The organism is Streptomyces sp. NPDC001902, assembly GCF_042891295.1.
Taxonomy (GTDB): Bacteria; Actinomycetota; Actinomycetes; order Streptomycetales; family Streptomycetaceae; genus Actinacidiphila.
Window position 1 is genome coordinate 120,245 of the sequence record NZ_JBIATA010000011.1, and the last position, 21,899, is coordinate 142,143.

Genomic DNA, 21,899 nt, shown 5'->3' on the forward strand with positions numbered 1-21,899 from the left:
GTACGGGGGTGGTGCCTCGTCCCTGGTCAGGCTCAAATCCACAATTTTAGGCGTGCCATTGGGGAGCGGCGGGGCACCGGCTCGAGGGCGGGTCTCGCCCACAGACGACCGTATCGAGCCGGGTTCATCATGTCCACTTATGGAGTAATTAGCACCAATTATTCCTGCGTGCACACCCTCCGTGCCCCCTCCGTCACCTTTTGGCCTCCCGATAGGGTCGGCCCCCTGCCATCTGCCGGAATCCGGGGAGAGGAAGCCGTCTTGAGCGCAGCGAACGAGGGCCAGGACAGCAAGGCCGATCGCGGACGCACCACCTCGCGCGTGCGCGGCATGCTCATCGGGCTGACCCTCGGCGAGACCACCGGGGCGGCACGCGGCACGCTGCCCGCCACGGGCCCGCTGCGCGCCGGCGTCTGCACCCAGTTGGCCTGTTTCACCGTCGAGGGCTCCATCCGCGCCCTGGTCCGCGGGAGCCACAAGGGCATCTGCCATCCCCCGTCGGTGCTCTGGCACGCGTACTGCCGCTGGGCCGCGATCCAGGGCATCGACCGCGACCGGCTGACCCAGCACTGGGGCACGTGGGCGGGCGCGGGCTGGCTGGCCGGCTGGCTGGCCGGGATCCCCGTGCTGGCCGAGCGGCGCGGTACGGCGCCGGCGACCGTCAAGGCGCTGTCCCGGCCGGAGCAGGGCACCGTGGACAAGCCCACGACGGCCAGCCGCGGCTGGCATGCCCTCGGCCGCACCCTGCCCATCGCCGCCCTCGGCGAGCCGGCGGCGGTCAAGAGCTGGGACGCGCACGCCCGCGACGTCGCCGCGCTCACCCATGGGGACCCCGCCGCGCAGGCCGCCACGTCCCATGCGACCGTCCTGGCCCGGCACGTCCTGGCCGGGGAGGAGATACGAGGCGCCCTCCAAGACGGCCTGACGGCGCTGCGGGCCTCCGAGCGGGTCACGGTCATCACCGATGACGAACACGCGTGTCTGCGAGCCGTGTTGGACGAGGCCGTCGCCCACCCCGCCGACCCGGCCCGCCTCGCCCGGCTCGCCCCCGACTCCACCGCGCCCTCGGCGCTCCTGGGCGGCCTCTACGCCGCCGCGTCCTTCCCGGAGCGCGCGGACCTCGTCGCGGCGCTGCGCTTCGCGGCCGCCGCGCCGGACGGCGAGTCCGTCGCCACCGTGACCGGCGCGTTCCTCGGCGCGGCGCACGGCTTCGAGGCCTTCCCGGTGGACGTGGTGAGCCGCCACGAACTGGTGTGGGTCGTCGACACCCTGGCCCGCGACCTCGTCGCCGAGAACCTCGACGGCCCGAGCGGCAGCGAGTACGTACCGGGCTGGGACCCCCACTGGCGGGACCGCTACCCCGGCTGGTGACGCGGCCTCAGGCTTTCGTCCCAGGGCAGCGGCTCCGGCCGCCGGTACCACCACCAGCTCCGCCCGCCCGTGTCGTCGCCGCCGGCGATCTCCCGGGCGAGGAGGCGTTCCGGGTCCTCGACGGTGTGGGTCACGAACAGCCGGTCCAGCTCGGCCAGCGCGTTCCGGAGCGGTTCCGCGGCCTCCGACGGCAGCGCGGCTGCGGCTTCCGCGAGTTCGTCGCGGGCCTCGAGGCGCCAGCCGTAGACGTCGGCCGGGCACCATCCCGCGGGCCGCCACCCGTCGGCCATCATCCGGACGAGCTCTTCCCAGGCCGCGAGGGGACGGCCCGCATCCGCCGGCCCGTCCTGGGACCCTGCCTCACTGAAGGCGTCGGCGACGGGAGTGGCTGTCCCCAGATCCTCGACTGCCTCCGGGATGCGTATGACCCGCACGTGCGGGAGTCGGGCCACCGGCGCCTCCAACGCGTCCACGATGAACTCGTCGGGGTCGTCGGTGTCGCCCACCCTGGCCCGCGTCACGACTCCCTCCGGTGTCGCCACCCAGAAGGCACTGGGCCGGACGCCCTCCGCCGCGAACAGGACCGGCGTGCGCAGCACTTCCGCGACCTCGGCGGCGAGGGCGTGCTCGGCGGGCCGGTCCGCCGTCACGGCGGCCAGGACGTAGATGTCCAGCGACAGCGCCACGTCACCGAACCGCTCCCCTGTGGTGCACGACACCAGCGCCTCCCAGTCGCGCTCGATCACGCCGTCGGCGGCGATGTCGACCTCGCTCGGCGGCACGCCGAAGACCCGCGCCAGGGCAACGGCCACCGCTTCGTCGGAGGGCCGGTCGACGAGGTGGAGGATGTACATCGGCCCGTCCTGTCCCAGGGGGAGGAAGTCCGCCGGGCACGCACCGAAGTGCGTGCCCGGCGTGCGGCCGTCAGCCGCCGGGGGTGGGGTCCGGCGCCGGGACCGTGCGCTGGTGCGGCAGCGTTATCGCCTCGGGCTGCTCCTGACGCAGCACCACGTTCCGCGTCGGGAAGGAGATCTCGATGCCCTCCTCCTGGTAGCGGCGGTGCAGGCGCTTGATGAACTCGTGCTTGATCCGGTACTGCTCCCCGTACTCCGACGTCCGCAGGATCACCGAGAAGTCGATCCGGGACTCGCCGAAGGTGTGGAAGCGGACGACCGTCTCGTGCTCGGGGATGCCGCCCTCGACGTGGGCCATGACCTCGCCCGCGACCTCGATGGTCACCCGCTCCACGTGCTCGAGGTCGTTGCCGTAGCCCACGCCCGCCTGGACGATGAGCGACATCTGCTGCTCGGGCTGGTGGAAGTTGGTGGCGATCGCGCTCGCGAGCTTGGCGTTGGGGATGATCACCAGGTTGTCCGACAGCTGGCGCACCACGGTGTTGCGCCAGTTGATGTCGACGACGTAGCCCTCCTCGCCGCTGCTGAGACGTATGTAGTCCCCGGGCTGCACGGTCTTGGACGCGAGGATGTGGACGCCCGCGAAGAGGTTGGCGAGGGTGTCCTGCAGGGCCAAGGCGACGGCGAGACCGCCGACGCCGAGGGCGGTGATCAGGGGCGTGATGGAGATCCCCAGGGTCTGCAGCAGGACCAGGAATCCCATCCCCAGCACGACGACACGGGTGATGTTGACGAAGATCGTCGCGGAGGCCGCGACCCCGGACCGGGCCAGCGCCAGCGACCGTACCGTCTCGGCGACCATGCGGCCCGCGGCGACCGTGGCCGCCAGGATCAGCACCGCCACGAGCACCTGGTTGACGGTGCGGTCGACGATGCGGGTCAGCGGCAGCGCCGCGGCGGCCACCCAGGCGCCCGACGCCAGTGCGGCCCACGGCACGACGGTGCGCAGGGCGGCGACGACGATGTCGTCACCGCCCCACCTCGTCGCGCTGGCCCGCTCGCCCAGCCACTTCAGGGCCAGCCGCAGCAACAGCCCCGCCAGGGCGCCGGCGGCGATCGCGGCACCGGCGACGATCAGGTCGTGCAGCGTGAGGGCGCGGTTCACCGGTCGCCTCCCCACGTGCGTACGGATTCACGCACGGGGCGCGGGGGGTGGTGTGTCGTCACTGGTCGCCTCATCGTTCGGGGACGTTCGGGGGATGCTCGGGGAAGTCGCGCCGAACAGGCGTTGTCCAGGCGCGAGGTGACACATCCTGCCGCAGCGGCGACGCCGTCCGCATTCGGCCCCCACCCCGGCGGCCCGATCCCGCCAAGGTCGCCGCGGCCGGACGCACCGCCGGCAGGTGTGCCGGTATCCTTCCTGGTCACGATGCCCATCGCCCTTCGGCGTTGGCGGCGTTCCCGGTGAGGACTCCCCCTTGGCACCACGCTTCGACACCGCCCGCTTCCACGTGGCCACCGGCCCCGCGGCGCTCTTCGCGCGGGTGCGGCACGTGCTGCGCGAGCCCGTACGGCTCACCGCGCGCGGCCCGCACGTGACCGAGCGCCTGGAGCGCCGCGGAGCACCCGTCGAGGCGCTGCTCGCCTTCGACCCCGCGACCTGGGAGCTGGTCTCCGCGGAGGTGCGGACCGACACCGGGCGGTGGGTCAAGGCGACGTGGCGTGTCCGGGCGGCCGGACAGGACTGGTGGGCGGTGATCGGGTTCGGCGACACCCTGGTCACCGTCATCGCCGTGGCGCCGCACCGCCGGGGGCTCGGGGACGACATCGTGCGCGAGGGCCCGCTCCACGCGCGCGTGGCGGCCGTCAACGAGGCCCTCATGGCGGAGGGGTGAACCGACCCGACGCGGTCCGGCCCCGCCCCCGGGGATCGTGGGGGCGGGGCCGGGCGCGCCGGCTACCGGGTCACCGTGCCCGCGGGGGCCGGGGCGTACCCGGCGGGGCGGGTGGTGAAGGTGCCGCGGCCCTGGGTGCGGCTGCGCAGGCGGGTCGCGTAGCCGAACAGTTCGGCCAGCGGCACCGTCGCCGTGACGACCGCCGTGCCGGAGCGCGTCGTCGAGCCCGTGACGCGGCCGCGGCGGGCGGCGAGGTCACCGAGGACGGTGCCCACGGCGGCGTCGGGGACGGTGACCGTGAGCTCGACGACCGGTTCGAGCAGGGCCATGACGCCGCTGCGCAGCGCCTCCCGGAGCCCGAGGCGGCCCGCGGTGCGGAAGGCCGTCTCGGAGGAGTCGCGGGAGTGCGTGGCGCCGTCGGTCAGGGTGACCCGCACGCCCGTGACGGGGTGGCCGCCGAGGGGGCCCTCGACGAGGGCGTCCCGGCAGCCGGCCTCGACCGCGCGGACGAACTCCTTCGGCACCCGCCCGCCGACGACCGTCGAGACGAACGCGAACGCGGACTCCCCGTACGGCTCGACGTCCAGGACGACGTGCGCGAACTGCCCCGCGCCGCCCTCCTGCTTGACGTGCCGGAAGACCAGCCCCGGCACGCCGCGCACGAGCGTCTCCCGGTAGGCGACCTGCGGCCGTCCGACGCGGACGTCCAGTCCCCGCTCGCGGCGGATCTTCTCCACCGCGACCTCCAGGTGCAGTTCGCCCATGCCGGACAGGACGGTCTGGCCCGTCTCGGGGTCGGTCCGCACGGCCAGCGAGGGGTCCTCCTCGGCCAGCCGGGCCAGGGCCACCGCCAGGCGGTCGGTGTCGGTGTTGCGGGCGGCCTCGACCGCGACGAAGACGACGGGCTCGGCGACGGACGGCGGTTCGAGGACCAGGGGTGCCCCCGGGGCGCACAGGGTCGCGCCCGCGGCGGCGGACTTGATCCCGACCACCGCGACGATGTCCCCGGCGACCGCGGCGTCGACGTCGACGTGCCGGTCGGCCTGCACCCGCAGGATCCGGCCGATCCGCTCGGTGCGTCCGGCGCGCGTGTCCAGCACGGCGTCCCCCTTCCTGATCGTCCCCTCGTACACCCGCAGGTAGGTCAGCCGCCCGGTGGCGGTGACGTTCACCTTGAACACCAGCGCCGCGAACGGCGCCGCAGGGTCGGCCGCCTGACGTACCGCCGGGACGTCCAGCGGCGACGGCAGGTAGTCGACGACGGCCTCCAGGAGCGGTTCGATCCCGCGGTTGCGGTACGCCGAGCCGCACAGCACCACGACGCCGTCGCCCGACAGCGTCAGGTCGCGCAGCGCGGAGCGCAGCGTCGCCTCCGGCAGCACCGACCGTTCGCAGAACTCCTCGAACGCGGCCGGGTGCAGCTCCGCCACCGTCTCCTCCAGCGCACGGCGGCGCCGCAGCGCCTCCTCGCGCAAGTCCTCCGGCACCGGGCCCTCGGCGTACGTGCCGTGGCCGTCGGCCCACACCAGGGCGCGCATGCGCAGCAGGTCCACGACGCCCGTGAAGCCGTCCTCACGCCCGATCGGCAGCTGAACGACGAGCGGCACGGTGTGCAGCCGTTCGCGCAGCGAACCGACGGCGGCGTCGAGGTCGGCGCCGGCGCGGTCCAGCTTGTTGACGAACGCGATCCGCGGCACGCCGTGCCGGTCGGCCCGCCGCCACACCGACTCGCTCTGCGGCTCCACGCCCGCGACGGCGTCGAAGACGGCGACCGCGCCGTCCAGGACGCGCAGGGAGCGCTCCACCTCGTCGGAGAAGTCGACGTGGCCCGGGGTGTCGATCAGGTTGAGCCGGTGGCCGTCCCAGTCGCAGCTCACGGCGGCGGCGAAGATGGTGATGCCGCGGTCGCGCTCCTGCGGGTCGAAGTCGGTGACGGTCGTGCCGTCGTGGACCTCGCCGCGCTTGTGGGTGGCGCCGGTGAGGTAGAGGATCCGTTCGGTGACGGTGGTCTTGCCCGCGTCGACGTGGGCGAGGATGCCCAGGTTGCGGACGGCGGTCAGCGGATTGACGGTGCGCATGGCCCGGTGGCCTTTCGGGTGATCCGGAGAGTGGGCGGCGCGATTCCCGGACGGGACGGCCCGCGTGCGGGCCGTGGGGATGCCCCCGTGCACGTCGGACCGGGTCGCGGCAGGGCGTACCCGGCCGCCGGCTCCGCTGGTGCGGTTGCGGGTGTGCGGGGGTCAGATGGTCGTCGCGGACTTCCGGTGCCGGCCGCGCAGCGGGCACCGGGCCTGCGAAGACACCAGGATCACCTCATGGCGTGACGGGGGCACGACGGCTGCGGTGCGGTAACGCACGGCCGGGCTCCCTTCGTCCGTCACGGAGCGCGCCACGGTGTCGGGCGGCGCGCGATCAACGCGAGTGTAGTGAGCGGGACGGGATGGGGGCACCGGGTTTTTCCGGGGAGGCCCGCACCGTCCCGGCCGCCGCCGCATCGGCGCGCCCCCGACGGTTACCGGTGCCACGACATCAGCGCGTGCGGACCGTGAGCAGCGGCACGAGAGGGCGTGCGCGACCCGTGCACCCGGCTCCCCGCCCCGGTCCACGGAATCCGGTCGAGGACCGGTGCCGCCCGGCGACAGGTGCGGATCGAGCGGGCTTCACGCGCCCTGCGGAGTTGTGCCGCCACGGGCCGCGCGCTACCTGACGGAAGGCCATCAGGGCCCGCTGCGCGGGCCCCTCGGACGCAGGCTCCGCCCCCGCGCCACCGCCGTTGCGGCGGGCCCAGGACGGTCAGGCCCCCACCGCCACCGGCACCCGCACGCGTGCTCCGTCCGGGTCCCGGCCCGGCGGAACCCTTCCCCCGGCTTCACCGCCACAGACGCGGGGAGCAGCGTGCCGGTACGACCACTCCGCACGGACACGGTCCGCAGCCTGGACGGCGTGCGCCGACCGGGAGCCACGCGGCCCGCGCCGCGCCGTGACGGGCCAGGACGAACCGGAAAGGCCCACCTGCCGGTTGGGCCGCGTCATGCCGGGAGGCAGGCCCTCGGGAGCCACCCGGAGCTCAGCCGCTGGACGAACCGCAGGCGCCCGGCCAGGCGTAGCCGGGCAGCAGGTGCCGCCAGCGGGCCGGGGCGGAGGGGCCGGCGAGGCGGCAGAGCACGGCGGTGCGGTGGTGGACGTCCGGGTCCCAGAGGCGGACCGTGCCGTCGTTGCCGGCGCTGGCCACGGTCGCGCCGTCGGGGCTGAAGGCTACGCTCCACGCGGCGCGGGTGTGCCCGGTGAGGGTGGCGGTCAGGCTCCGTGCCGCCGGGTCCCACAGCCGTACGGTGCGGTCGTTGCCGCTGCTGGCGAGGGTGCGGCCGTCGGGTGAGAAGGCGACGCCCCGGACGGACCCGGTGTGGCTGGTGAGGACCCCTGCGGCGCGGGCCCGCGGGACGTCCCACAGGCGGACGGTACCGTCGTTGCCGCCGCTGGCGAGGGTCCGGCCGTCCGGGGCGAAGGCGACGCCGCGCACGGAACCGGTGTGACCGGTCAGGACCGTCGCGCGGCGCCCCGTCGCGGGGTGCCACAGGCGGAGCGTCAGGTCGTCGCTGCCGCTGGCCAGCAGTCGGCCGTCGCGGCTGAAGGCGAGGCAGTTCACGAAGTCGGTGTGACCGGTCAGGACGGCCGCGCGGCGCCCGGTCGCGGTGTCCCACAGGCGCACCGTGCGGTCGGCGCCGCCGGTCGCGAGGGTGTGCCCGTCGGGGCTGAAGGCGAGCGCGAAGACGGCGCCGTCGTGGCCGCGCAATATGGCGCGGCTCCGCCGGGTCCGGGTGTCCCACAGCCGTACGGTGCGGTCGGCGCCCGCGGAGGCGAGCAGCCGGCCGTCGGGGCTGAAGGCGACGTCGTAGACGGGGCCGCTGTGCCCGGTGAGGGTGGACGCGGGGGCGTGGCGCGCCATGTCCCAGACCCGTACGGTGCCGTCGCCGTCGGCCGAGGCCAGGGTGCGCCCGTCGGGGGCGTAGGCGGCCTTCCACACCTCGGTGACGGGTGAGGCGCCCAGCGTGCTGCGGCTGAGGTCCCACAGGACGACGGTGCGGTCGAAGCCCGCGGTGGCGAGGAGGTCGCCGTGGGCGGCCACGGCGACGGACAGCACGTAGTCGGTGTGGCCGGTGAGGGTCTCGACGGGCAGGTGGGTGTGGACGTCCCAGCGGATGACGGTGCCGTCGCCGCCCGCGGAGACGACCGTGTGGCCGCCGGGCCCGAAGGCGAGCCCGTTCACGTCGTCGTCGTGCCCGGCGAGGGTGGTGGTGCGGCGCGGCGCGGCGACGTCCCGCAGCCGCACGGTGCGGTCGGCGCCGCCGCTGGCGAGGGTGCGTCCGTCCGGGCTGAAGGCGAGGGCGAGCACGTCGCCGCTGTGGTCGCGCAGCACGGCCGTGCTCCGGCGGGTCCGGGTGTCCCACAGGCGCACCGTGCGGTCGGCGCCCGCGGAGGCGAGCGTCCGGCCGCCGGGGCGGTAGGCCAGCGCGAGGACCTCGTCGGTGTGCCCGGTGAGGACGGCCTTCCGGCGTCCGGTCGCGGCGTCCCACAGCCGTACGGTGCCGTCGGCTCCGGCCGAGGCCAGCGTGCGGCCGTCGGGTGCGAATGCCACCGCGCGTACGGGTCCTTGATGTTCCGTCAGCACGACGACCGTCCGGCGCTCCGGTACGGACCACAGCCGCAGGGTGCCGTCGGAGCTCGCCGAGGCGAGCAGCCGGCCGTCCGGGGAGAAGGCGACCGACCGGACGGGCCCGCGGTGGCCGGTGAGGACGCCCGCCGCGGTCCGTCCGGCGACGTCCCACAGCCGTACCGTCCGGTCGGAGCCCGCCGACGCCAGCAGCCGGCCGTCCGGGGAGAACACCACGGCGTTCACGGCGGCCGTGTGGCCGGTCAGCCGCCCGGCGAAGGCGTTGGCCTGGGTGCTCAGCAGGGCGCTGCGGGCCTCGGTGGTGGGGGCGGTGCGGTAGGCGGCCTCGGCCAGCAGCATCGCGGCCTCCGGCCGCCCGGCGGCCAGTTCGGCGGAGCGGGCGGCCATCGCCTGGGAGAGCGCCGTGGCGCGCTGCCGGTCGGCGCCGAGCCGCTGCTCGACGGCGACGCCGCCCGCCAGTACCGCCAGCACCAGCAGGACGGCGAGCACGACCAGCCCGGTCCGCTGCTGCCGGGCCCGGCGCCGTACGAGGGTGCGCCGCAGGTCCTCCTCGCGGGCGGCCGCGGCGAGGAAGTCCGCCTCCACGGGGCCGAGTTCGCCGTCGCGGCGGCCGGGGCCCGCAGCCCACTCGCGGGCGGCGGCCAGTCGTGTGCCGCGGTGGAGCAAGGCGGGGTCGCGGCCCTCGCGTTCCCATTCGCGGGCGGCCGCGGCGAGTTGCTGGTGCAGCAGGAGGTCGGCGCGGGCGGTGTGGATCCAGGTGCGCAGGCGCGGCCAGGCCCGCAGCAGCGCCTCGTGGACGATCTCGACGTGGTCGGTGCCGACGGTCAGCAGGCGCGCGGCGACGAAGGAGTCGAGCGCGGTGCGGGCGGCGGCGGTGTCCGGCAGCCCGTCCAGCAGGTCGGCGGTGTCGCGGGGGCGCCGCGACTGCTCGTTGTCCTCGCCGACCCGCACCAGCCGCAGCAGCATTCTGCGGGCGGCCAGTTGCTCGGCCGGGGACAGGGCGGTGAACAGCGCCTCGGCGGCGGTGGCGACGGAGCCGTGGATGCCGCCCGCCGCGAGGTAGCCCTCGACGGTCATGGTGCGGCCCGTGCGCTGCCGCCAGGTGGCCATCAGGGCGTGCGCGAGCAGCGGCAGCGCCCCGGGGTCGCCGCCGGGCCGGACGGCACCCGCCGGGTGCCCCGGGGAGTCCGGCGACTCCGCGGCGCCCAGGTCCCGCAACAGGACCTCCACCAGGCCCGGTTCGAGCTCGGTGCCCTCCTCGCGCGCCGGGCGCACGATGCATTCGCGCAGCTCGTCCGGGCTCATCGCGCCCAGCGCGAACAGCCCGTCGCTGATGACGGGGACGAGCGCGGGGTACTCCAGGCAGCGTCCGGTGACGTCGGCCCGGATCCCGAGGACGACGAGGGCGTCACCGGTCGCGGCGAGCCCGGTGAGGGCGGCGATGAAGGAGCGCCGCTCGGCCTCGTCGTCGCAGAGCGTGAACGTCTCCTCGAACTGGTCCACCACAACGACGCATCCTCCGCGCGGCGCGGCGACGAGGGCGGCGGCACGCGCGGAGGGCGGCCCCTGTTCGCCCGGGTCCTGCGGCGTTCCGCCCGCAGCAGGCTCCAGAGCCTGCTCCAGCGCGTGCCCGAGGGAGTCCAGGGGCCGCGCGGTGGGGGTGCAGAAGGCGACCGGCCACCGGCCGTACGGGCCGTCGGCCAGGGCGGGGAGCAGCCCGGCCCGCAGCAGCGAGGACTTCCCGGCCCCGGAGGGGGCGACCACGGCCAGCGGGCCCTGGCCGGCCCGTCGTCCGAGGCGTTCCACCAGGTCCGCGACGGCCCGTTCGCGGCCGAAGAAGCGCCCCGCGTCCTCGGTGCCGTAGGCGGACAGCCCGGGATAGGGGCAGGGCGACGCCTCGTCATCGGCCCCTGACAGTCGGGTACTTCGCGGCCCGGACTCGGGCGGCAGCAGGGCGAGCAGTGTCCCGCCGGCCTCCAGCGCCTCGTCGCAGCGCCGGGCGACGTCGGCGTTGACCGGCTTGCCGCCCGTCTCGATCTTGCTCAGGTACCCCTTGCTGTAGTGGGTGCGCCGGGCCAGCGCCGACAGCGACAGGCCGCGCTCCAGGCGCAGTTCGCGCAGTGCCGGGCCGAAGGGCTCGGTCGGCCTGTGTGGTGTCCGGTCCATCCCGTCCCCGCCGCGTACGGCGCGGAGGGCGCCGTTCCCTGTCCCCGGCCGCCTGACCGGCGTGCCCGTCGGAAGGTGAGGAGTGCGCGGGGCGGGGCGTGGTTCCCAGGGTCGCGGGCGAAGGGGTGCGCACGGTCGAGAAATGGCCACGGGCCGGCGGGCCCCACCGCCCCCGTGAGCGGTGGGACCACGCCGCCCGTGGCGGACCGGGGTCGCTCAGATCGCGCCGCCCGGGGCGCCGCAGCTCGGCACGCCGGACAGCCAGGCGTCGCCGCGCATGTAGATGTTGCTGATCCAGCCCTGGTACTCCGGCAGGTACGACCAGGCGTCGTTGGTGTACCCCTCGGACGTCACCGACTCCGCGTGCTTCTGGCAGGACACCGCGACGTTGGTCGGACCGGCGAGCCGGACCACCACGGCGGACCCGGTGGCCGGGTAGGCGTGGACCGCCACGCCGGTGCCCCAGGTGCCGTACGGGCTCGCGCCGGCCGGTGTGGAGGTGCCCTTGCCGTCGCAGGCGGGGACCCCGGCCAGCCAGGCGTCGCCGCGCATGTAGATGTTGGTGACCCAGCCGCCGTACTGCGGCAGGTAGGACCAGGCGTCGTTGGTGTACCCCTCGGACGTCACGGTCTGCGCGTGCGTCTGGCAGCTCACGGCGACGCTCGTCGGGCCGGCCAGCCGGGCCACCGTGGTGCCGGTGGTCGTGGACGGTTCCGAGCGGACCGCCACGCCGGTGCCCCAGGTGCTGTAGGCGCCGCCCTGCCAGACGTCGCCGCCGCCCCCGGAACCGGTCTGCGGGTCGTAGGCGGAGCCGGTGCAGGCGGGCACCTCGGGCAGCCAGGCCGGCCCCCTCAGGTAGATGTTGCTGATCCAGCCGCCGCGGTTGGACAGGTACGTCCAGGCGTCGTTGGTGTAGCCCTCGGCGGTGACGGTCTCCCCGTGCTGCTGGCACGTGGCGTACACCAGGTCCGGCCCGGACAGCCGGGTCACCAGTGCCGCCGCCTTGTTGGGGTGCTGCCGTACGGCCACGTCGGTGCCCCAGGTGACCTGGAGGCTGCCGTCGTAGCCGGGCGGCTCCGTGAAGGGGCCGCCCTGCGGCATGCGCGCCACCCCGACCAGGCGGTTGTTGTCGATGCGCGCGTTGATGTCGATCACCCGGACGGGGTGCTGCGACTGGTACGCCTCCACGACGTAGCCGCCGCCGAGGTAGAGCATCACGTGGCTGATGCTGTCGACCGTGCCGCCGACCCCGGTGAACACGATGTCCCCCGGCTCCAGGTCGGAGACGGCCGGCTTGCCGCCCCCGCTGCCGTGCACCGCCTGGTAGGTGCGCCCGGCGCTCTGGTACATCGACTTGGCGGTGCCGCCGCCGAGGATGTCCCACCCGACGGCCTTGTACCAGGCCCAGCGGACGAACCCCGAGCAGTCGAAGCCGCGGGTGTACGGGTCGTTCCAGGTCTCTTCCAGGTCGTGGATGTCGATGGTGCCGTAACTGGCGCCGGGCGCGGGGCCGTGCCCGCCACCCCAGGTGTACAGCGTGCGGTTGCGCCACTCCTGGCAGGCCGCGTCCGCGGCCCGGTGCGCCTCGTCGGAGGCGATGCCCTGCAGGCTGCACCAGTTCTGCTCCCCGGTCCCGGCCGCGCGGGCGGCGGCGGCCGGGACGAGCGCGAGGAGCAGGGCGGTCACCACGGCGGCGACCAGCCCGCCTCCCCAGCGTCGTGCTCTCATGCGGTCTTCCCCCAAAGACGGGGCGGCGCCCGGCGCCGCCCTCGGTCGCGTGTCGGCCCTCACGGTGACCCCTGACGGACCGCCGGCACCAGGGGTTTCCCGTTTCCTCTTCGCCTCCCGGCCGGAGAACCCCTGGTGGGCGGGGTCGGCCGCGCCGGACCGACCGGATCTCGGGGAGGCGCTGTCCGAACGCGCGGAGGGCGGTCGGGCCGTACAACCGCGTATGCGGTCGCGTTCAGCCGGGTTGGAAGAACGCGAGCATCTTCTTGCCGGCGTCCGGCGACATCAGCAGTTCCTGGATGTCCGCGGACATCCGGGCGGCAGCGCCGGTGCGTTCGAACATCTCGCGCTCGTACTCCCTGACGGCGGCGGGGAAGTCGTCCGGGTGCGCGGCCAGCGCGAGACCGAGCAGGGCGCCGTCGAGCAGCGCCATGTTGGCGCCCTCCCCCACCGGCGGCATCAGGTGCGCGGCATCGCCGACCAGCGTGACGTCCGGCGTCGACGGCCAGGTCAGGCCGACCGGGAGGGTGCTGATCGACCTCGGGACGACCGTGTCGTCGCAGGCCGCGATCAGCGCGGTGAACTGCGGGTCCCAGCCGGGGAGCAGGTCGATCAGCCGCGCCCGCGCGGCGGCCGGGTCGTCGAACGGGATCCCGCTGGTGGCGAACCAGTCCTCGGGGGTGTTGTAGAAACTGAGGCCGATGCGGACGCGGCCGTCGCCGTTGCGCTGCGCCGCCAGGGACAGTCCGTTGCCGAGCACCCAGTAGTTGCCGCGCCCGACCATCGCCGCGAGGTCGGGGTGCGTGCGGTCGATGTCGGGGATGCCGACCTCGACGACGTTCTGGCCTATGTGCGCCGGGCGGGCGTCGGTGAGCAGCGGGCGGACGCGGGACTGCGCGCCGTCCGCGCCGACCAGCAGGTCATACGTCGCGCTGCTGCCGTCGGCGAAGTGCAGCAGGCCGTTGTCGGCGGACGTGAACGCGTGCCCCCAGCGCACCACGTCGTCGGGGAGGGAATCCAGCAGCAGGTCGCGCAGGTCGGCGCGGTCGACCTCGGGTCGCGCGAGCGGGGCGTCGTCGGGCGTGTCCTCCTGGAGCAGCAGGGTGCCGTCCGGCTCGAGAAGACGCATGTCCTGGCCTTCACCACGGGCGATCGCGTGGAACCGGTCGATCAGACCGGCCTCGCGCAGCGCCCGCTGGCCGGAGTGGATGTCGAGCATGCCTCCCTGACCGCGCGCACCGCGTGACGACTCTCGTTCGTACACGACGCAATCCATGCCGTTCACGTGCAGCACCCGGGCGAGAGCCAGGCCGCCGAGGCCCGCTCCGACGATGGCGATGGTCATGGCCGCTTCTCCTTCGATACACCGTACTGACCGATACACTGTATCGGTCCGAGGCGATGTATGGTGAGCGGCATGTTGGTGTGGGAGAGGCCGGAGCCACCGAATCGACCTGTGCCCGCCCCGTTGAGCCGGGAGCGGATCGTGCGGGCGGCGATCCAACTGGCCGACGCGGAGGGCCTGGACGCGGTGTCGCTGCGCAAGGTCGCCACCGCACTGGACGTCCGTCCGATGCGGCTGTACGGCTACATCGCGAGCAAGGAGGAGTTGTTCGACCTCATGGTCGACGCCGTCCACGCCGAGATCCGGCCGGCCGGGGACGGCTGGCGGGAGGTGCTCCGGTCCCTTGCCGAAGCCACCCGGCACGCCGCCCACGAGCACGAATGGCTCGCCGACCTCCTGGGTGGCCGACCCCAGCTCGGGCCGCACGCGCTGGCCAGTGGGGAGACCGTGGTGGCCGCACTGGGCGGGGTCGACGTGGACGCCGTCATGCCGGTGGTCGCCGCGGTCAACGCGTACGCGATCGGCGCGGTGCGCCGTGAGGTCGCCGAGCGGCGCGCGGAGCGGGCCACCGGGATGGACGAGGCGCGTTGGCAGGCCTCACTGGGGCCCTATCTGGAGCGGACGTTCGCCACCGGCCGATTCCCCGCGCTGGCCACGGTGGTGCGCGATGCCGCCCACCTGGACGCCGACCACACCTTCCGGATCGGCCTCGACTTCCTGCTCGACGGCATCGAGGCTCGCATCTCGAGTTGACATCCTCCCCGTCCTAGTGGACGGGGATTCCTGGCTCACGTGGGCTGGGGACCAGCGGTCCGCCAGCGCTTACACGATCGGCACCAGCCGGGTTGAGACCAGCCCGGACCAGCATCACACGGGCGGAGTTCTTGTCCCTGGGGGACACGGCTCCGCACGCGGTGCAGGTGTAAGTACGTTCCGAAAGAGGAAGTGCGTGCTTGGTTCTCGCTCCGCACGACGCGCAGTCCATGGTGGTGTGCGCGGGATGCACCAGGCGCACATCGCGTCCGTGCTTGCGGCCCATCTCGATCAGCGCCGTCTTGGTGGCGCCGATCGCGGCGTCCGCCGCCTTGCGCGCCATGGTGGTCCGGCTGAGGAACTTCGGCCGGAAGTCCTCGACCGCGATCGCGTCGTGGTCGCGCACGACACGCTTGGCCCACCTGCGGGCAGTGTCCTGCCGCCGGCGGGCGACCTTCTTGGACACCTTCGCGGCGGCCCGGCGGGCCTTGCGGTAGCCACCGGTGTCGGGCCTGTTCCGCGGGGTACGCCGGCGGGCCATCATTTTCTGGTACCGAGCCAGTTTCGCCGCGGCACTCCTGCCGTGCTGGGCGTGCGGCAGGTCGTGGACGTCGCTGGTCGTGGTCGCGGTCTTAACGACGCCCCAGTCGATACCGATCACGGCGCCGGTGTCGGGCAGCGGCTCTACCTGGACGGCGACGACGAACGAGGCGTACCAGTGGCCGAGGCCGTCCCGGTACACCCGCACCGAGGATGGCTCGGACGGCAGGTCGCGGGACCACACCACCGTGAGCACGATGCCGCCGGCCAGGTGCAGGCGTCCGTTCTTGAGCCTAAAACCGCGGGTGGTGTAGTTCAGCGATGGTGCGGTCTCACGCTTGCGCTTGATGCGGGGCATCCCGGCCCGCTGCCGCATCGGCAGCCGCGCCGTGATGTCCTTCAACGCTTTGGTCCGGGATTTCGCGAAATCCCGGATGGTCTGCTGCTGCGGCACCGAGCTGCCCGCCCGCAGCCACGCCATCGACCGCCTCGCCTCGGTCAGCATCCTGTCGAGCTGCGCGGGGCCACACGTGACCTTCTGCTCGGCACTCTTGTTCAGGCCGTGGACCTTTCGGGACACCGCCACGCACTCGTTCCACACCCACCGGCAACGCGCCCACTCCGCCTCCAAACCGGCACGCGCGATGGACGACACACGCAGCCGAAAGGTGTACCGGGCATGCCCCGACCCCTGCTCGGCCATCACTGTCGACGTCACGCTCCGGAACCTAACAGCCCCCACTGACAACGAAAGAGAGCACGGGCCAGAACGGATATGCAGAGAGCTCCGCCGCTTCGCGGCTCCGGCTCAAGGACCCATTCCTCCCCGGCCTGAAGGCCGGGGCATCCTGGGAGAAATCAGGTGACGCGCGGCCGAAGCGGGTCCGAGCAGGGCGCCGGTGAGGGTGCGGGTCGTGGGTACGAAGTCCTCCGGGAATGAGGTGGATTGCCCGCGCCGGCAAGCCGGCGCCCTCGTTGCGGCGGGCACTTGTCTTGATCTCGCCGTACGGGTGCCGCTCCCGGGGCGACCGGGCCGCCACCGGACGGCCACCGCGCCGCCACCCGCGCGGCATCGCCGGCCAGGGGTTTCCCGGCGGTCTCCCGCTGCCCGCGCGACGGGCGGCCTGTGGTTGCATTCCCGGGTGGACGAGGCGACGGCAGGTACGGCGATACGGGTCCGGCGGCGGGAGGAGGGCGACCTCGACGCGTGCGTGCGGGTGCTCGCCGCGGTCCACGACCGGGACGGCTACCCGGTCGACTGGCCCGCCGCACCGGCCGCGTGGATCTCCGGGGCGGCATCCCTCGCCGCGTGGGTCGCCGAGTCGGACGGTGTCGTCGTGGGTCACGTCGGCCTCGGGGCGGGCAGCGGGAGCGACGCCGCGCCGGGGCTGTGGAGCGCGCGCGAGGGCGCGGCCGCCGGACCGACCGCGGTCGTGGGCCGGCTGTTCGTCGCGCCGGGGGCCCGCGGCCACGGCATCGGGGCCCTGCTGATGGCCGCGGCCGTCGAGGAGGCGCGGCTGCGCGGCCTGCACCCGGTGCTCGACGTCGTCGCGTCGGACACGGCCGCGGCCGCCCTGTACGAGCGGCTGGGATGGACGCTGCTGGCCACCGTCGAGCAGCGGTGGGGCCCGGACCGGCGGGTGGCCGTCCGCGCCTACACCGCGCCGCGACCGGGCGACTGACCGGCGCCTCCGGCGCGTCCGGCGCGTCCGCCGCGAATCAGCGGCGGACGCGGACGCCGTCGAGCGCGACGGAGAGGATGCGGTCGCGCTGGGCGTCGTCCGCGAAGTGCGTCGCGGAGATGCCGGAGACCATGCGGAGCAGGTCGTCGAAGGAGATGTCGGCGCGTGCCTCGCCGGCCTGCTGGGCGCGGTCGAAGAGCGGGCCGCCGGCCTGGAACATGGAGTCGCGGCAGGCCAGGAAGACGTCGGACTCGTTGTTGAGGGCCTCGCGGATGGCGCGCTTGGTCACGGTGTAGTCGACGAAGCGGCCCAGCCAGGAGGTGAGCGCCTCCCACGGCTCGCGGTCGGCGACCTCCTGGGCGACCCGGCACAGGTCGTTGACCTCGTCCGCGTAGACGGACTCGAAGAGGTGCCGCCGGGTGGGGAAGTTCCGGTAGAGGGTGGCGATGCCCACGCCGGCGCGGCGGGCGATGTCCTCCAGCGAGGCCTCGGCGCCGTTCTCGGCGAAGGCCTCGCGGGCGGCCGCGAGCAGGGCGTCGTAGTTGCGCGCCGCGTCCCTGCGGTGCGGGCGCTGGGACGCGACGATCGCGCTGACGGGGAACGTGTCGGCCGTCACTGCTGCCTCCTGACCGGAACGTTTGAAGTGGAGGGTGGCCTCCGCTACAGTGGAGGCATACCTCCACTTTACCAGTCGGGGTGTCGTTCCCGTCGCCGCGTGCCCGGCACGCGGCGGTCAGGCGTACGCACCCCGGTGTGACCCCTTCCACGGGCCCTGCGCCGGCGCATCGCCCGACCCCCGACGTTTCCCAGGCTTTCCCCGGCGGCCGCCGCGCGCGGTCGCCGTCCCCAGGCTGCCCACGCGGCCCGTACGACCACGGCCGGACGGTCCCGGCCACGCCCCCGTTCGGAATCGGAGAGGCTTTCCATGCCACGCAAGTCCACCCGCCTCACCTTCGCGGTCCTCGCGACCGGTGCGGGCGTGTTCTCCATGCTCCAGTCGCTGATCGCGCCGGCCCTGCCGACCGTCCAGCACGCCCTGCACACCTCGCAGTCCACCGCGACCTGGGTGATGACGGCCTACCTGCTGTCGGCCTCGGTCTTCACCCCCATCCTCGGCCGGGTCGGCGACCTGGTCGGCAAGAAGCGCACCCTCGTCGCCGTCCTGGTGGTCCTGACGCTCGGCTGCCTGCTCGCCGCGCTCGCGCCGTCCATCGGCGTACTGATCATCGCCCGCGTCATCCAGGGCATCGGCGGCGCGCTGTTCCCGCTGTCCTTCGGCATCATCCGGGACGAGTTCACCGCGAGCGAGGTGGGCCCGAGCATCAGCAACCTGTCCGCCGTCATCGCCGCGGGCGGCGGCGTCGGCATCGTGGCGGCCGGCCCGATCGTCTCGGCGCTCGACTACCGCTGGCTGTTCTGGCTGCCCGTCGGCGTCGTCGCGATCACCGCGCTGATCGCCTTCCGCTACGTGCCCGAGTCCCCGAGCCGGGCCGAGGGACGCGTCAACTGGCTCGGCGCCGTCCTCCTGTCGGGCTGGCTCGTGGCGCTGCTGCTGCCGCTCAGCCAGGCCACCCAATGGGGCTGGACCTCCGGCCGCGCCCTCGTCCTGTTCGCCGCCGCGGTCGTCCTGTTCGCCCTGTGGCTGACGGCCGAGGCCCGTTCCCGCCACCCCCTGATCGACCTGCGCATCATGCGGCTGCGCGCCGTGTGGACCACCAACGCCGCCGGTCTCCTCTTCGGCGCGGGCATGTACTCGATCTGGTCCTTCCTCCCCGGCTTCGCCCAGACCCCGAGCGCCGCGGGTTACGGCTTCGGCGCCAGTGTGACGGGGGCCGGGCTGCTGATGCTGCCGATGCTGGTGGCGATGTTCCTCTCCGGCGTCCTGAGCGGCCGCCTGGAGCCCGTGGTCGGCGCGAAGCGCCTGCTCACGGCGGGTGCCGCGCTGGGCGCGGTGGCCTGCGGCTTCCTCGCCGCCTGGCACGACCAGCAGTGGCAGGTGGCCTTCGCGGCCGGCGTCTTCGGCCTCGGCATCGGCCTCGCCTTCGCCTCGATGGCCAACCTGATCGTGCGCAGCGTCCCGGCCGAGCAGACCGGCGCCGCGAGCGGCATGAACGCCAACATCCGCACGATCGGCGGTTCCATCGGCGCCGCGGTCACCAGCGTGCTGGTCACCAGCCGGCTCCAGCCCTCCGGCCTGCCCTACGCCTCCGGCTACACCCACGCGTTCAGCCTGCTGGCGGTGCTCTGCCTGGCGGCGGCCCTGGCCGCGCTCCTCGTCCCGGTCCACCGCGCCACCGCCCGCCACGCCACCGCCCGCCACGCCGCGGCCGCGACCGCGCCGGCCCCGGCGGAAGCCGAGCCCGTGGCGTCCGGCGCCCGCGGCTGACGGACACACCCCGGGCGGGCGGGTGCGGCGCCTCACGCAGGCCGCCGCATCCGCCCGCGCTCGCGCGGGAGGTCATCTTGCGATCTGGGTCCGTGCCCTCGCGTCGTAACGCGCGGCCCTGGCCGGGGCTTTCCGAGAGGGCCCCGGTGGGCCGTGATCGCATCGGTCACCGCGTGATCATTCCGCTGCTTCAGGGCCCGCCTGCTCGAACGCGATGCGGCAGCGTTCGACCTGGTCGGCCACCTGCTCCATGAACCAGCGCATGATCGCGTAGGAGACGACGCGCTCCTCAGGGCTGTTCCCGCAGCTCGCATGGCACGTCAGCAGGCTGCCACGGGGGCCGCGTCGGAGTCTCGCGGGTATCCCTTTCTCACCTGGCCTCAACCAGCCGGCGTTTGTGGGACAGTCCCTACTCGGCGCCTTCACCACCTTCGCCGGCTGGAGCAGGCCCGAGCCGCACGCCGGGAGTCTTCATGGAGGTTGCGATGCACGAAGCGGTCCAGCGGCTGATCCAGCTGATGCCCCCGCCGCACGACGGCGGCGACATGGTGGACTGGAACCAGGTGCTCGAGGACTTCGGGTGGCGCCTCCCGAACGACTATCGGGACTTCGTTGCCGCCTATGGGTTGGGCGCGATCAGCGATTCGCTGGGGATCGGGACTCCGCCGTTCGCCGGCTACCCCTACGGTGAGCACTTGCTCTACGAACGTCCCTACCCGCCCTCGGACAACCTCTTGTGCTGGGGTACGAACGAGGGAGCCGATGACTTCCACTGGTGCTGCACGAACGCCGATCCGGACCAATGGACGGTGGCTGTCATCACCCGGTCCCAAAGCCGGTACGACTACGACCTCGGCATGGTCGACTTCCTCGTCCATCTCGTCAGCGGGCGCATCACGCCACCGCTCAACGCCCGACTGACGATCGACCCGCCCACCTTCGAATCGTGGCGCGAGGAGGAGCGGCGCATGCGGGAGTCCGACGACTGGGGCTCCTTCGCTTAGCACCTCCCAAGTGCCCCACGACTGCGGTCCCAGCCTGGGCACCGCGACACGGCGGGAATCAGCCGCAGCCGATCAACAGGCGAGAGGGCGTCCGGCGCGCACTCCCGTAGGCAGACGCGCCCGCCCGGGGCCGCCGTCACGCCCCCGGTTCGGACAGGTGCTCACGCCGCCACTTCGGGTGCCGCTCGTAGATCTCGACCCACTGGGACCAGGCCGGGTCGGCCAGCATGATGGCGAGGGCGTCCTCGGGGCTGCACCGCCCGGGGCCGAGCACGTGGCGGGTGATGACGACGGCGGCCGGCGGACCCACCTCGGCGGCCAGCCGCTGCTGCATGCCCGCCATGCCCTCGCGCTCGTGGACGCCGCGGTACTCGGCGAGCCAGGGCGCCATCCACCAGGCCCGCAGGGCGGCGCCCTGCGGGGCGCCGTCGAACGTCGGGGCCAGGGCCGCGGTCAGGCGGCGGCCGTACGCGGCCGCGTCGCCGCCGAGCCGGGGGTACTCCGCCGCGAAGTGCCGCCACTCCACCTCCGGGACCAGGTCCCCGAGCGCGTCCGCGGTGACGGGGTGCAGCGCGTACCAGCCCTCGGCGTCGAGGAAGACGTCACGCAGCACCTCCGGCCGCAGCCGGCAGGACTCGGCGAGCAGCACCGCGTCGTACAGGTCCTTGCCCTGCGGATGCCTGTCGCTGACCAGCCACATCAGCTTCCACGCCAGCGACAGTTCCGGGGAGACCCCGAGCACCGCGGCCTGCGGGCCGCCCGCCGACAGGGCGGGGAGCGGGAAGCGCTCCGGCGGCGTGGGCAGCCGCTCGTTGAAGACGACGTCGAGCTGGACGATCCCGCCGGGCAGCCCGTCCGCCGTCCACGGCAGGGCGAGCCTGCGCCCGGGCACGCGGTCGTACGTCCAGATGTCCTCGGCGACCGCGTCCGCGGCGGAGATCCGTACCGGCCCGGACGCGGAGACGTGCCCGGCTGCGCGGGCGATGCCCTCGAACAGCCCGGTCGTGCGCGGCTCCTCGATCCGCCACTCCCGCGGCACGACGACGAAGTCCAGGTCACCGGGCTCCCGCGCGGCGTCCCCGAGCCAGGCGCGCAGCAGCCTGCTGCCGCGCAGCACCAGATGCTCCGCCCACGGAGAGTCCGCGACGGCCGCGAGCACGAGGTCCGTCGCCCGGCGGCGGGCCTCCAGCCAGTCCGCCTCCACCCCGGGGTCCGGGAAGCGCGGGTCGGCCGCCCGGTACGCGTTGGGGTACTGCTGCAACGCCGGGTCGAACACCGGCCGCTGCACGGCCCGCGCGTCCTGGACGGCCCGCAGTGTCAACGGCACGCCCGCCCGCAACCGTTGCCGGTGGTCGAGCGGCGCCTGCGGCACCTCGGTGGCCGTCCAGTCGAAGCGCTTCCACGACCGGTCCATGGCGCGACCCCCCTCTTCTCCGGATTCCCGTCGCCGGGTCCAAGCCTCACGAACCGCCGCGTCCCCCCGCAACTCCGTTCCGCTCCGCC

Annotated in this window: 15 protein-coding genes and 2 pseudogenes; 6 read left to right on the plus strand and 11 right to left on the minus strand. The window is 74.1% G+C overall.

The features are described 5' to 3' along the window. The first annotated feature begins 261 nt into the window (after nt 1-261). Nucleotides 262-1,371: an ADP-ribosylglycohydrolase family protein gene (locus ACFYYN_RS19825; RefSeq protein ID WP_500546857.1), complete on the plus strand. Its 1,110-nt coding sequence runs from the start codon at nt 262-264 to the stop codon at nt 1,369-1,371. Here the strand turns inward: ACFYYN_RS19825 and ACFYYN_RS19830 are convergent. Further along, on the minus strand, nt 1,356-2,225 hold the full coding sequence (locus ACFYYN_RS19830) for a hypothetical protein (RefSeq protein WP_500546858.1): 870 nt from the start codon (nt 2,223-2,225) through the stop codon (nt 1,356-1,358). The genes ACFYYN_RS19825 and ACFYYN_RS19830 overlap by 16 nt on opposite strands. Before the next feature lie 70 nt (nt 2,226-2,295). After that, a complete protein-coding gene (locus ACFYYN_RS19835; RefSeq protein WP_500546859.1) occupies nt 2,296-3,390 on the minus strand; it encodes a mechanosensitive ion channel family protein in 1,095 nt (364 codons plus the stop codon). Between the two features lie 313 nt (nt 3,391-3,703). Here ACFYYN_RS19835 and ACFYYN_RS19840 point away from each other — a divergent pair, with 313 nt between their 5' ends. Further along, entirely contained in the window at nt 3,704-4,120 is a 417-nt protein-coding gene (locus tag ACFYYN_RS19840; protein WP_500546860.1) for a hypothetical protein, read from the plus strand. 62 nt (nt 4,121-4,182) lie between these two features. On the opposite strand, the gene fusA is transcribed toward ACFYYN_RS19840, so the two are convergent. The 6 genes and pseudogenes from fusA to ACFYYN_RS19870 form a co-directional block, all read right to left on the minus strand. After that, the gene (gene fusA / locus ACFYYN_RS19845; RefSeq protein ID WP_500546861.1) at nt 4,183-6,198 is read right to left on the minus strand and encodes an elongation factor G; all 2,016 of its coding nucleotides are present in this window, start codon (nt 6,196-6,198) and stop codon (nt 4,183-4,185) included. A gap of 989 nt (nt 6,199-7,187) precedes the next feature. Further along, on the minus strand, nt 7,188-9,179 hold the full coding sequence (locus tag ACFYYN_RS19850) for a WD40 repeat domain-containing protein (protein WP_500546949.1): 1,992 nt from the start codon (nt 9,177-9,179) through the stop codon (nt 7,188-7,190). 294 nt (nt 9,180-9,473) lie between these two features. Beyond that, nucleotides 9,474-10,772, minus strand: a pseudogene (locus tag ACFYYN_RS19855) (nSTAND1 domain-containing NTPase); the annotation flags it as partial. Next, nucleotides 10,752-10,958, minus strand: a pseudogene (locus ACFYYN_RS19860) (helix-turn-helix domain-containing protein); the annotation flags it as partial. The pseudogenes ACFYYN_RS19855 and ACFYYN_RS19860, both read right to left, overlap by 21 nt. Nucleotides 10,959-11,174: 216 nt before the next feature. Beyond that, the gene (locus tag ACFYYN_RS19865; protein ID WP_500546862.1) at nt 11,175-12,686 is read right to left on the minus strand and encodes an NlpC/P60 family protein; all 1,512 of its coding nucleotides are present in this window, start codon (nt 12,684-12,686) and stop codon (nt 11,175-11,177) included. 235 nt (nt 12,687-12,921) lie between these two features. Next, nucleotides 12,922-14,031 carry an FAD-dependent oxidoreductase gene (locus ACFYYN_RS19870; RefSeq protein ID WP_500546863.1) on the minus strand — a complete coding sequence of 370 codons (1,110 nt, stop codon included), beginning with the start codon at nt 14,029-14,031 and terminating at the stop codon, nt 12,922-12,924. Nucleotides 14,032-14,103: 72 nt separating this feature from the next. Here ACFYYN_RS19870 and ACFYYN_RS19875 point away from each other — a divergent pair, with 72 nt between their 5' ends. After that, nucleotides 14,104-14,784 (plus strand): TetR/AcrR family transcriptional regulator, encoded by a 681-nt coding sequence (locus ACFYYN_RS19875; RefSeq protein WP_500546864.1) that lies wholly within the window; start codon nt 14,104-14,106, stop codon nt 14,782-14,784. 13 nt (nt 14,785-14,797) lie between these two features. Here the strand turns inward: ACFYYN_RS19875 and ACFYYN_RS19880 are convergent, their stop codons facing one another. Further along, complete coding sequence (locus ACFYYN_RS19880) at nt 14,798-16,027, minus strand: RNA-guided endonuclease InsQ/TnpB family protein (protein WP_500546950.1); 1,230 nt, start codon at nt 16,025-16,027, stop codon at nt 14,798-14,800. Between the two features lie 439 nt (nt 16,028-16,466). Here ACFYYN_RS19880 and ACFYYN_RS19885 point away from each other — a divergent pair, with 439 nt between their 5' ends. Further along, nucleotides 16,467-17,006, plus strand: a complete 540-nt coding sequence (locus tag ACFYYN_RS19885) for a GNAT family N-acetyltransferase (protein WP_500546865.1) — start codon at nt 16,467-16,469, stop codon at nt 17,004-17,006. Between the two features lie 37 nt (nt 17,007-17,043). Here the strand turns inward: ACFYYN_RS19885 and ACFYYN_RS19890 are convergent, their stop codons facing one another. Continuing rightward, entirely contained in the window at nt 17,044-17,622 is a 579-nt protein-coding gene (locus ACFYYN_RS19890) for a TetR/AcrR family transcriptional regulator (protein ID WP_499515095.1), read from the minus strand. Nucleotides 17,623-17,931: 309 nt separating this feature from the next. Between ACFYYN_RS19890 and ACFYYN_RS19895 the strand changes: the two genes are divergently transcribed. Then, complete coding sequence (locus ACFYYN_RS19895; RefSeq protein ID WP_500546866.1) at nt 17,932-19,392, plus strand: MFS transporter; 1,461 nt, start codon at nt 17,932-17,934, stop codon at nt 19,390-19,392. Nucleotides 19,393-19,877: 485 nt separating this feature from the next. After that, the gene (locus ACFYYN_RS19900; protein WP_500546867.1) at nt 19,878-20,396 is read left to right on the plus strand and encodes an SMI1/KNR4 family protein; all 519 of its coding nucleotides are present in this window, start codon (nt 19,878-19,880) and stop codon (nt 20,394-20,396) included. 136 nt (nt 20,397-20,532) lie between these two features. Here the strand turns inward: ACFYYN_RS19900 and ACFYYN_RS19905 are convergent, their stop codons facing one another. Beyond that, nucleotides 20,533-21,810 (minus strand): nucleotidyl transferase AbiEii/AbiGii toxin family protein, encoded by a 1,278-nt coding sequence (locus ACFYYN_RS19905; RefSeq protein WP_500546868.1) that lies wholly within the window; start codon nt 21,808-21,810, stop codon nt 20,533-20,535. Nucleotides 21,811-21,899: the final 89 nt, after the last annotated feature.

Bases quoted from the DNA above. Each gene is read 5' to 3' on its own strand.
- ACFYYN_RS19875 (WP_500546864.1), top strand. From the start codon at position 14,104: ATGTTGGTGTGGGAGAGGCCGGAGCCACCGAATCGACCTGTGCCCGCC.
- ACFYYN_RS19905 (WP_500546868.1), bottom strand. From the start codon at position 21,810: ATGGACCGGTCGTGGAAGCGCTTCGACTGGACGGCCACCGAGGTGCCG.
- fusA (WP_500546861.1), bottom strand. From the start codon at position 6,198: ATGCGCACCGTCAATCCGCTGACCGCCGTCCGCAACCTGGGCATCCTC.
- ACFYYN_RS19830 (WP_500546858.1), bottom strand. From the start codon at position 2,225: ATGTACATCCTCCACCTCGTCGACCGGCCCTCCGACGAAGCGGTGGCC.
- ACFYYN_RS19900 (WP_500546867.1), top strand. From the start codon at position 19,878: ATGCACGAAGCGGTCCAGCGGCTGATCCAGCTGATGCCCCCGCCGCAC.
- ACFYYN_RS19850 (WP_500546949.1), bottom strand. From the start codon at position 9,179: ATGGCCGCCCGCTCCGCCGAACTGGCCGCCGGGCGGCCGGAGGCCGCG.
- ACFYYN_RS19865 (WP_500546862.1), bottom strand. From the start codon at position 12,686: ATGAGAGCACGACGCTGGGGAGGCGGGCTGGTCGCCGCCGTGGTGACC.
- ACFYYN_RS19870 (WP_500546863.1), bottom strand. From the start codon at position 14,031: ATGACCATCGCCATCGTCGGAGCGGGCCTCGGCGGCCTGGCTCTCGCC.
- ACFYYN_RS19895 (WP_500546866.1), top strand. From the start codon at position 17,932: ATGCCACGCAAGTCCACCCGCCTCACCTTCGCGGTCCTCGCGACCGGT.
- ACFYYN_RS19880 (WP_500546950.1), bottom strand. From the start codon at position 16,027: ATGGCCGAGCAGGGGTCGGGGCATGCCCGGTACACCTTTCGGCTGCGT.